General features: G+C 64.5%; 10 protein-coding genes. 5 read left to right on the forward strand and 5 right to left on the reverse strand.

Going from position 1 to position 8,572, the window contains the following annotated elements; translation table 11 throughout:
* Positions 1 to 204: 204 nt before the first annotated feature.
* Together B2W55_RS09305 and B2W55_RS09310 are read right to left on the reverse strand one after the other, a co-directional pair.
* Positions 205 to 612: a hypothetical protein gene (locus tag B2W55_RS09305; RefSeq protein WP_024582371.1), complete on the reverse strand. Its 408-nt coding sequence runs from the start codon at positions 610 to 612 to the stop codon at positions 205 to 207.
* 94 nt (positions 613 to 706) lie between these two features.
* Positions 707 to 1,456, reverse strand: coding sequence for a lytic murein transglycosylase (locus B2W55_RS09310; protein WP_371412479.1), 750 nt, complete (start codon positions 1,454 to 1,456; stop codon positions 707 to 709).
* A gap of 341 nt (positions 1,457 to 1,797) precedes the next feature.
* Between B2W55_RS09310 and B2W55_RS09315 the strand changes: the two genes are divergently transcribed.
* Together B2W55_RS09315 and B2W55_RS09320 are read left to right on the forward strand one after the other, a co-directional pair.
* Positions 1,798 to 2,148 (forward strand): MerR family transcriptional regulator, encoded by a 351-nt coding sequence (locus B2W55_RS09315; RefSeq protein WP_024582373.1) that lies wholly within the window; start codon positions 1,798 to 1,800, stop codon positions 2,146 to 2,148.
* 18 nt (positions 2,149 to 2,166) lie between these two features.
* Positions 2,167 to 2,553 carry a VOC family protein gene (locus B2W55_RS09320; protein ID WP_024582374.1) on the forward strand — a complete coding sequence of 129 codons (387 nt, stop codon included), beginning with the start codon at positions 2,167 to 2,169 and terminating at the stop codon, positions 2,551 to 2,553.
* A gap of 12 nt (positions 2,554 to 2,565) precedes the next feature.
* Here B2W55_RS09320 and B2W55_RS09325 read toward each other — a convergent pair whose 3' ends face one another.
* Positions 2,566 to 2,793, reverse strand: a complete 228-nt coding sequence (locus B2W55_RS09325) for a hypothetical protein (RefSeq protein ID WP_024582375.1) — start codon at positions 2,791 to 2,793, stop codon at positions 2,566 to 2,568.
* 155 nt (positions 2,794 to 2,948) lie between these two features.
* Entirely contained in the window at positions 2,949 to 3,242 is a 294-nt protein-coding gene (locus B2W55_RS09335; RefSeq protein ID WP_024582376.1) for a hypothetical protein, read from the reverse strand.
* 447 nt (positions 3,243 to 3,689) lie between these two features.
* Here B2W55_RS09335 and B2W55_RS09340 point away from each other — a divergent pair, with 447 nt between their 5' ends.
* A complete protein-coding gene (locus B2W55_RS09340) occupies positions 3,690 to 4,085 on the forward strand; it encodes an NUDIX hydrolase (protein ID WP_024582377.1) in 396 nt (131 codons plus the stop codon).
* A 166-nt stretch (positions 4,086 to 4,251) separates the two neighbouring features.
* Positions 4,252 to 5,547, forward strand: coding sequence for a chloride channel protein (locus B2W55_RS09345; protein WP_024582378.1), 1,296 nt, complete (start codon positions 4,252 to 4,254; stop codon positions 5,545 to 5,547).
* Here the strand turns inward: B2W55_RS09345 and B2W55_RS09350 are convergent.
* On the reverse strand, positions 5,535 to 6,722 hold the full coding sequence (locus B2W55_RS09350) for an adenylate/guanylate cyclase domain-containing protein (RefSeq protein ID WP_024582379.1): 1,188 nt from the start codon (positions 6,720 to 6,722) through the stop codon (positions 5,535 to 5,537). The genes B2W55_RS09345 and B2W55_RS09350 overlap by 13 nt on opposite strands.
* Before the next feature lie 466 nt (positions 6,723 to 7,188).
* Between B2W55_RS09350 and B2W55_RS09355 the strand changes: the two genes are divergently transcribed.
* Positions 7,189 to 8,572, forward strand: a 1,384-nt coding sequence (locus B2W55_RS09355) for a beta strand repeat-containing protein (RefSeq protein ID WP_291532215.1), incomplete at its 3' end; no start/stop codon positions are given.

Below are 8,572 nucleotides of genomic sequence, written 5' to 3' on the forward strand. Positions count from 1 at the left end.
GCGCCGGGCCAATCCATCGGCGGTCTACGAAATCCGCGCGACCAAGCTGTACACGCCCGGCGCGCCGTTTCCGCGAACGGCCGGCACCGGCGATGCCTAGAACATGATCCGGAAAAGTGCGAAGCGGTTTTCCGAAAGGATCATGCGAAAATAGGAATCCAAAGCGCGATGGCGATTCAAACTCACCTCATCGCGCTTTAGCCTTCAGCGGCTGGAGCGCTTCGGCAATTTCGGGAGCTTGCTCGGGTCGAATTTCGGCGTCGGCAGGTTCGCGTCGGGCTCGGCCGAAACCTCATGACTGGGCATCAGCGTCACCTCGAAGGCAAGGTCGGGCACCGCATCGGCCTTTCCCTTGCAGATCGCGATCGGGCCATTCCAGACCCCCTCGAGGCGGACCACGAGATCGTCGGTTCCGAACACCGTCGCATGGCCTTCGCTGTGCCGCCTGGTGGTCAGCACGGCCGTGAAGCGTTCGCCGTCCACTTCGTAAGTGCCGTCGTAGAGCATGATGCTGTCGCGGCCCCACAGCCTGCCGTCGGCGACATGCACGATGCCGGTGCCGTCCGCGAGCGACGTGCGAAACCACGCCGCATAAGTGCCGTTCTTGAGCATGGAGTCTGTCTCCACCCGCCCCTTTCGCCCTACGATCTGGGCACCGTTGCGTTAACAAGGGATGAAGGAACCCGGACTTCTCACGGCCCTGCGCTCATTGGCCGTCGATCTGCCGCCCCATGATGGCGATCGCCTTCTGATAGACCTGCGCCGCGTTCCACGCCTCGATCGCGGCGAAGTTGGGTTCTCCCGGCTGATAGCCCGCGCCGGCGCGCCAGCCATGGGCGCGCAGGAAATTAGCCGTCGAGCTCAGCGCGTTGGCGGCAACATCGAGATTGCCGGTGCCATAGGCGAGGACATTCTTCGGCATGAACTGGGTCTGGCCGATCTCGCCATGCATCGAGCCGCGCGTGCTCCCGGACAAAGTGCCGCGGTCGATCAGCTTCAGCGCGGCGTAGAGCTGGTCGGTGAAGAAGTCCGGGCGTCGGCAGTCATAGGCAAGCGTCGCGATCGACGACAGCATGTTCTGGTTGCCGCGCTGGCTGCCGAAACCGCTCTCCATGCCCCAGATCGCGATCAACGGTCCCGGCGGCACGCCATAGCGCTGCTGGATCGAGGCGAACATCGCCGCCTGCGACTGCTTCAGCGAACGGCCGCGCGCCACGATGGTCGCCGATCCTCGCTTGGCCATGAACTGCTCGAGCGACAGGCCGAAGCTGCGCTGGCCGCGATCCGCGGCAATCGTCGCGCTGGCGTAATGGGCCTGCATCAACGCGCCGATTGCGGTCTCCCCGACGCCCTTGGCCCTTGCCTCGCCGGCGAATTGCTCCTTCCAGGCTTCGAACCCGCCCGGCCCGTTGCCGCACTGCGCCGCGTTCGCCTCTGCGCCCAGCGTTGCAACCATCACGACCGCGGCAAGCGCCGATGCCGCAATCTGCCAGCCCCTGGTCATCCGAAACCTCCTCCGCAAATGTGCCGCCGCCCTTGCGGGCGCCGCGCCGACGATGGCCGGATACAGATGACCCGGAGATGAACGTTCCGCCTCAGATTCGGCCGCAGACCGTCACGATATGTCGCCGGCAGCGGATTGACCATCCCGGCGGTCTCGGGCTCGCCGGGACATTTGGCCCCTGCGAGGCTCCGGCGGATCCGCAGCGACGGTGCCCGGCGCAGCCGCGCGCAACCCGGCGCTTGACATTGACGTTAATGACAAGGTGCTAGGCCAGCCCTCGGCAGGAGATCGCGATGAGGATTCAGGAAGCGGCCCGTCATCTCGGCGTGAGCGCCCGGGCGCTTCGGCACTATGAAGCGGCCGGCCTGGTGGTGCCGCGCCGGACGTCGAACGGCTATCGAAGCTATGCGGCGTCGGAGATCGAACGGGCTGCGTGGGTGAGAGACCTGATCGCCTCGGGTTTCTCGACCCGCGAGTTGCGCAATCTCCTGAGCGCGCTTGACGGCGGCCGCCGTGGGGCGCGCGTGAGCTGCTCCACCGTGATGCAGGACAAGCTCGACCAGATCGATCGTGCGATCGCGGCGCTCCGCATCCGGCGCCGTGCCCTGTCGCAACGGCTGACCAGATCGGATCGCAACGGATGAGGACATGAGGGCCCAGCGATGAAGATACTCAACATCCTGGCGCGGCGTTATTTGCCGCTGGAAGAGCTCGATCAGGCCGTCGCGTTCCACGAAACCCTGATCGGCCAAACGGCGCGCCTTCGCTTCGACTATCCGGAGTATGATCTGAGGCTCGCGCAGGTCGCCTCGATCCTGTTCATTGCAGGCACCGAACAGAGCCTGAAGCCATTCACGGCGACGCATCTGACCTTTCTGGTCGACGACATCGACGCATTCGCCGCGCATCTCCCCCACGTCGGCGCCGCGATACTGGACGGCCCCAAGCCGGTCCCGACCGGTCGCAACATGCTGGTGCAGCATCCGGACCGGACCCGTGTCGAATATGTCGAGCACCGCGACAAGCATCCGGCCGACGTGCTGCCATGAGCACGGCGACGGCTACGGCACGTCGCCGCGCCTGAGCGGGCCGACGGTCTGCGGCCGATTGAGGAAGAACTCGCGGTTGCCGAGCGCCGCCTCCGCATACTGATCGATCGCAACGATGATCGCCTGCACATGGTGAAAGCACCAGCCTTCCCGCGCTGCCATGTGCCGGACCTCGGCAAGCGCCTTGATCCAGGGCGCGTGACTATCGCTGTCGTTGAAATACCGAAGCGGCTCTCTCATCTTTCCTCCGGCAAATCACGTCCTCGAGCTCGGCGCGCTTGCGCGACAGCAGCAGCTGCATCGACGCTCCGTCGCGCCCCGCCCGCCTGAGCTGGTTCACGGATGACTCGAGCTCGCGCAACTCGGCGCGCAGCCGCCGCGTTCTCAGCGCGTCATCACGCACGCGCTTCGGCGATCAGCTCACGCTTCGCCGGGCGAACGAAGGCGGTCACCGTCACACGACGGCGCGGCGCGACGCTCGCATGCACGATGATCGGCGTACGGTCGCCCAGGACATTGCGCTCCTCGACCAGCCGGCTCATGACCAGCCGCATCTTCAGCAGGTCCCCGGCGACGAAGGCACAGTCCACATCCCGGTTGACCTGCTCCCGCATGATCGCCTCGGCTTCCATCATGCTGACGCGCAACGCCCTGATCTGCCTGCGAATTTCGCTGATACGGTTGTCCATGGCCGGCTCCTGTTCACGGTAGGAGGCAAATAGAACAAAACAAGAACATGAAGTCAAGCGGCAGCGCGGATCGTATCGCGCTTTCTCGCAGATACACGCGCGGCCAAGTTCCTACCGCCGGAACCGGCATCCGATAGGTCATTCACGAAAGCGATCATGCTGGACGAACGAGCGAGCAATGGCGCGAAAGGGTGCAGCGAGGGATCGTGGCATACATGCGCAAGCATCAGGACGAAGTTGCGGCAGTCCGTCGCAGCTGACGACTTCTGTCATTTGACGTCTTGCTGGAGCCGTATCCGCGGATCATCTGACGTGTCCGGCATTCGGGAAATTTCGTCGCCGATAAACTGCCGACATATGACTGTGGAACAATGCCTCTTAGAACTTGTCTACTTGATTAGACAAGTTAAACTGGGATCGATTCTGTTTTCGATCATTGCGCAGTAGATGGCCAAATCCTCCAAGCTGGTTGCTGCCAAGCGCGGCAAGGTTCTTCTGGTTCGACGCCGATCTGACGGGCTGTGGATGTTCCCCGGCGGCCGCCGGCGCGCGCGCGAAACCGTGAAAGATTGCCTCAAGCGCGAGATCAAGGAGGAGCTGCCGAAGCTCAAGCTCGGCCGGCTCAGTCTCTGGAAGGAAGTCACCGCCAAGAACAAGCGTTCCGGCCGCAGGATGAGCGACGCCATCTTCATCGCCAAGAACGCCAAGGGAAGGCTCGCGATCGGCGACAAGAAGGAGATCGACCGCGCCGCCTGGCATAAGCCACGGGGACTTCGCCTGACGCCGACCTCGCGCTATATCCGCGACCGGCTGTTTCCGAGAAAGCAGCAGCGTCGGAGATAAGACGGCGGAATATCCGCTGCCGAGGGCGAGTATCCCGGCTCTCGAGTTTGACGCCCGCGACGGCAAGTCTTGCTGATTTCTTGGGCTTCACCCATCGTCGACGCATGCTAGGAATGGCGCGATCCGTGTCGTATCGGACCACGACATAAACCAGAATGCCGTCAGAATGACCTTCCCCTCCAACCGCCAGCGGCGGCTGTTCCGAATCGTCTCCGTGCGTTGGCAGCGCCGCGCCATCTTCCTGCTCGGCGGCGTCGCGGTGGGAGCCGCGGCCGTCGCCCTCGCCGAGCTCGCCGATTTGGCGCAGATCGCCTTCTCCGCGCTGGTGTCGCATTTCCGCTATGCTTCGCTGGCGTTGACGCCGATAGGCTTCGCGCTCTCGGTCTACCTGACCAATCGCTTCTTCCAGAACGCGCAAGGCAGCGGCATTCCGCAGGCCATCGCGGCACGCCATCTGACCGACCAGACCGCGCGCAACAGTCTCGTCTCGCTGCGCATCGCGGCCGGCAAGATCCTGCTCACCCTGTTCGGCCTGCTCTGCGGCGCCTCGGTCGGGCGCGAGGGACCGACGGTCCAGATCGGCGCCTCGATCATGTTCGCGCTCGGCCGCTTCTCGCCCCGGCGCCAACCCGGCCTGATCCTTGCCGGCGCTGCCGCCGGCGTCGCGGCGGCCTTCAACACCCCGCTGGCCGGGATCGTGTTCGGCATCGAGGAAATGAGCCGCGCCTTCGAGACGCGAACCTCCAGCCTGATCATCGGCGCGGTGATCGCCGCGGGTCTCACCTCGCTCGCGCTGATGGGCAACTACACTTATTTCGGCACCAGCGCGACGGCGCTGCGCAACGGCGCCGACTGGCTCGCGGTGCCGCTCTGCGGCGTCGCCGGAGGCCTGGCCGGCGGTCTGTTCAGCCGCATTCTAATCGCGATGGCGCGCGGATTTGCCAACCCGATCGGACGCACGATCAAGAGCTATCCGGTCGGCTTTGCCGCGATCTGCGGCTTCGCGGCGGCGATCTGCGGGATCGCCTCCGACGGCGCGGTCTACGGCACCGGATATCAGCAGGTCAAATCCGCCCTGGAAGCCGGATCGCAATTGCCCGGAAGCTTCAGCGTGTGGAAATTCCTGGCGACCACCTTCGCCTCGATCAGCGGCATGCCGGGCGGCATCTTCGCGCCCTCGCTTGCGGTAGGCGCCGGGCTCGGCTCCAACATCGCCCCGCTGTTTCACGGCGCGCCGCTGCCGGCCATGATGCTGCTCGGCATGGTCTCGTATTTCGCAGGTGTGGTGCAGGCCCCCATCACGGCCTTCGTGATCGTCACCGAGATGACCGACAATCACGCCATGGTCGTGCCGCTGATGGCGGCGGCCCTGATCGCCCATGCGAGTTCGCGCCTGATCTGCAAGGAAGGCGTCTATCACGCCCTCGCCAAGGGATTCACCGACCGGGCTCAACCGGTGTAGGCAAACAGCTCGATCGGCTCGCTGAAGCCGCGCACGGCATGCTCGCCGACATGTTCGAGGGCGAAATCCTGTTCGACCAGATCGGCGAACGCGCGCGACAGCAGCACGTTCCTCTTCAACTGCTTGGTGAGGGCCTCGAGGCGCGAGGCCATGTTCACCGCGGGGCCGATCACGGTGAAGTCGAGCCGGCTGCGCGATCCGATGTTGCCGTACATCACGTCACCGACGTGAACGCCGATGCCGTAGTTCATCGGCGCCCGGCCCATCATGCTGTTCTTTTCGCTCAGCGCCGCCATCGCCTCGCGCGCTTCGGACACCGCGTGCAGCAGGTTGGCGCAGGCCTTGGGCTCGCTCAGCGGGAAGATCGCGAGCAGGCCGTCACCGATGAATTTCAGGATTTCGCCGCCATGCCGCGCGATCGGCTCCGACATCGCGTCGAAATAATCGTTCAGGAGATCGATGACGTCGTCGCGCGGCCAGGAGTCCGAGATCCGGGTGAAATCCCGCAAGTCGCAGATCATGATCGCGGCGCGGACCGTGGTGCCGCTGCCGCGCCTGGTGGCGCCGGCCAGGATCATCTCGCCGGCATGGGTGCCGACATAGGTCTCGAGCAGCGTCCGCGCCAGCCGGTTCTTCATCCGGATTTCGCTGACCAGCGCCAGCACCGGCAGCACCTTCAACAGGCCTTCGATATGCGCGGCGTCGAAACCGCCGGAGCGATCGGTCGCGAAGGTCACGACATGACGCTTGCCCAGCGTATGCAGCAGCGGCCACGCCACATAGTCGGTCAGGCGCTGCGCCCGCATCTCGTCGTAGAGCGCGTGCTTGCGGCCCTGCGACGGTTCGCGTTCGAGGTTCTCGCGGACTTCGGTGGCGCCCTGATGAATCTCGTAGACCGGACTGCCGATATATTCCGACCGCTGCTGCACCTCGTAGTCGATCCGCGTGATCTCGGCCTCGCGCATCCCGTCGCTCCAGACGATCCGGGCGCCGAGCCATTGCGGGTGCTGAATCAGGAGATTCATCGTCGCCCGCTTGATCGGGATGCCGGCGCGCTGTAGCCGGATACAGAGTTCGGCGAAGATGTTGTCGACGAAGCGCTCGTCGCGCGTCTCGTTGGTCAGCCAGCGCACCACGCCGTCGGACTGTGATTCGATGGTGGCTGGCGCATTCATGGCTGGCTCCGGAGCGGCGCTTTGGATAGGCGGTATGTCGTGCTTCCACACGTCGACGTCAACGCCACCTGCGGTAACGTGATCGGATGAATCGGGTGGCCGGGCAAGGCCCGGCATGACGGCGCATTGCCAAAATATCGAAAACAATCCCATGCAAAGCAACCGGCGTTCGACCAGGCTCCTTGACATGTCGGGCAACTCACGGGTATATTTCTAATATTCCGAAATTTTGCAGACACACTCGCGCAAGGAACGGGCCCGGCACGGCTCAACTGGTTAGCGATCGATTAATTGCGACGCGCGGACGTTGCATCACGAACACACTGCGTTTCGTTTCACCGCGAGCACGGCAACCTTCATTTGTCAGCATACGGTGAGTCACCTAGCGTGCGCCCATCTGCGGCTGGCGAAGGTTTGCCGAAATGCACCCCTGCGAGGCGGCGGCAAGAACAAGGGGCTGGGCACCATGCGCGAATGCATCGGCGCTGCGACGATCGCACGACATTTTGGTGACACCACATGCAATCCACGCCCGACGGTATCGTCGTCCCTCGCCCGCGCACATTTCCATCGGCTGCTGTTGCTGAGCACATCGGTCGCCGCGCTCTCGGCACTGTCAGCGGGCTCGGCGGCGGCGCAGACCTGGACCGGCGCCACCAATAACGACTGGACGGTGGGCTCGAACTGGTCCGGCGGCACAGCGCCGACGTCCGGAACCAACCCCAACATCGTGGCCGGTTCAACCGTCGTTCTCGGCGTGAACCCCGGGGCGACCAGCACGACCGGCAATATGAATATCCGCGACGTGGCTGGCGGAACCACCAGCCTCACGATTCAGAACGGCGCCACGCTGACGTCCAATCTCAATGTTTCCATGGGCGATGTCGCAGGTGGGTCGACAAATCTGACGGTGACGGGTACCGGATCGCAATTGACGACCGGCGCGCTCACCGTCGGCAGCACCGGCACCGGCGTCGTCAACGTCACGGACGGCGCGACACTAAACGCGACGGTCAGAGTCATCCTCGGCACACCGGTTGGGGGCACAGGCACGCTCAACGTGCGCAACGCCACGGTGATGCTGGGCGGCTTTGGCTTTACCATCAGCAATGCGCGCGGTCAGATCAACTATGACAATGCGACGCTCCGCGCGCGCGTCAATACCACCAATGCCTCCGCCGGAACGGCGGCCCAGAACAACATCGCCGTAGGCGGACTGACGATCGATACCAACGGGTTCACCGTCCTCGCCCCGGTTGGCTTCAGCGGGGTCGGAGGCTTGACCAAGACCGGGGATGGGATCTTCTCGTTCGGCGGCGCCGGCAACAGCTACACCGGCGAGACGGCGATCCAGCAAGGCACTTTCAGGCTGTCCGCCCTCGCCGGCTCAGGCAATGCCCTCGCCAGTTCGAGCCGCGTGGTCGACAACGCGACCTTCGATCTTTCGATCGTTACCGACCCCAACGTGCACATCCAGAGCCTGGCCGGCAGCAGTGCCGGCGTCGTCACGCTCGGCACCAAGGACCTGATCATCACCAATGCCAACGACAGCTTCGCCGGAACGATCAGCGGCACCGGCGGCGTGCAACTCACAGGCGGCACGCAGGCCTTCTCCGGTATGCAGGCCTACAGCGGCGCGACCACGATCACAGCGGGTACGCTGACGCTGACCGGCACCGGCGACATTTCCGCATCGAGCCAGGTGATCGCCAACGGCACGTTCTCCATCGCGGGGCTGTCCGGCGCAGGCACCAGCATCCAGCGCCTGTCCGGCAGCGGCAGCGTCGATCTCGGCGCCAGAACGCTGACGTTGACCGCCGCGAACGATACGTTCGCCGGCGTGATCGGCG

It is taken from the genome of Bradyrhizobium sp. UBA2491, assembly GCF_002341725.1.
Lineage (GTDB): Bacteria > Pseudomonadota > Alphaproteobacteria > Rhizobiales > Xanthobacteraceae > Bradyrhizobium.

What these genes read in the sequence shown, in the direction of transcription:
- B2W55_RS09305 (WP_024582371.1), bottom strand. Translation starts at nt 612, where the DNA reads ATGCTCAAGAACGGCACTTATGCGGCGTGGTTTCGCACGTCGCTCGCG.
- B2W55_RS09310 (WP_371412479.1), bottom strand. Translation starts at nt 1,456, where the DNA reads ATGGTTGCAACGCTGGGCGCAGAGGCGAACGCGGCGCAGTGCGGCAAC.
- B2W55_RS09315 (WP_024582373.1), top strand. Translation starts at nt 1,798, where the DNA reads ATGAGGATTCAGGAAGCGGCCCGTCATCTCGGCGTGAGCGCCCGGGCG.
- B2W55_RS09320 (WP_024582374.1), top strand. Translation starts at nt 2,167, where the DNA reads ATGAAGATACTCAACATCCTGGCGCGGCGTTATTTGCCGCTGGAAGAG.
- B2W55_RS09325 (WP_024582375.1), bottom strand. Translation starts at nt 2,793, where the DNA reads ATGAGAGAGCCGCTTCGGTATTTCAACGACAGCGATAGTCACGCGCCC.
- B2W55_RS09335 (WP_024582376.1), bottom strand. Translation starts at nt 3,242, where the DNA reads ATGGACAACCGTATCAGCGAAATTCGCAGGCAGATCAGGGCGTTGCGC.
- B2W55_RS09340 (WP_024582377.1), top strand. Translation starts at nt 3,690, where the DNA reads ATGGCCAAATCCTCCAAGCTGGTTGCTGCCAAGCGCGGCAAGGTTCTT.
- B2W55_RS09345 (WP_024582378.1), top strand. Translation starts at nt 4,252, where the DNA reads ATGACCTTCCCCTCCAACCGCCAGCGGCGGCTGTTCCGAATCGTCTCC.
- B2W55_RS09350 (WP_024582379.1), bottom strand. Translation starts at nt 6,722, where the DNA reads ATGAATGCGCCAGCCACCATCGAATCACAGTCCGACGGCGTGGTGCGC.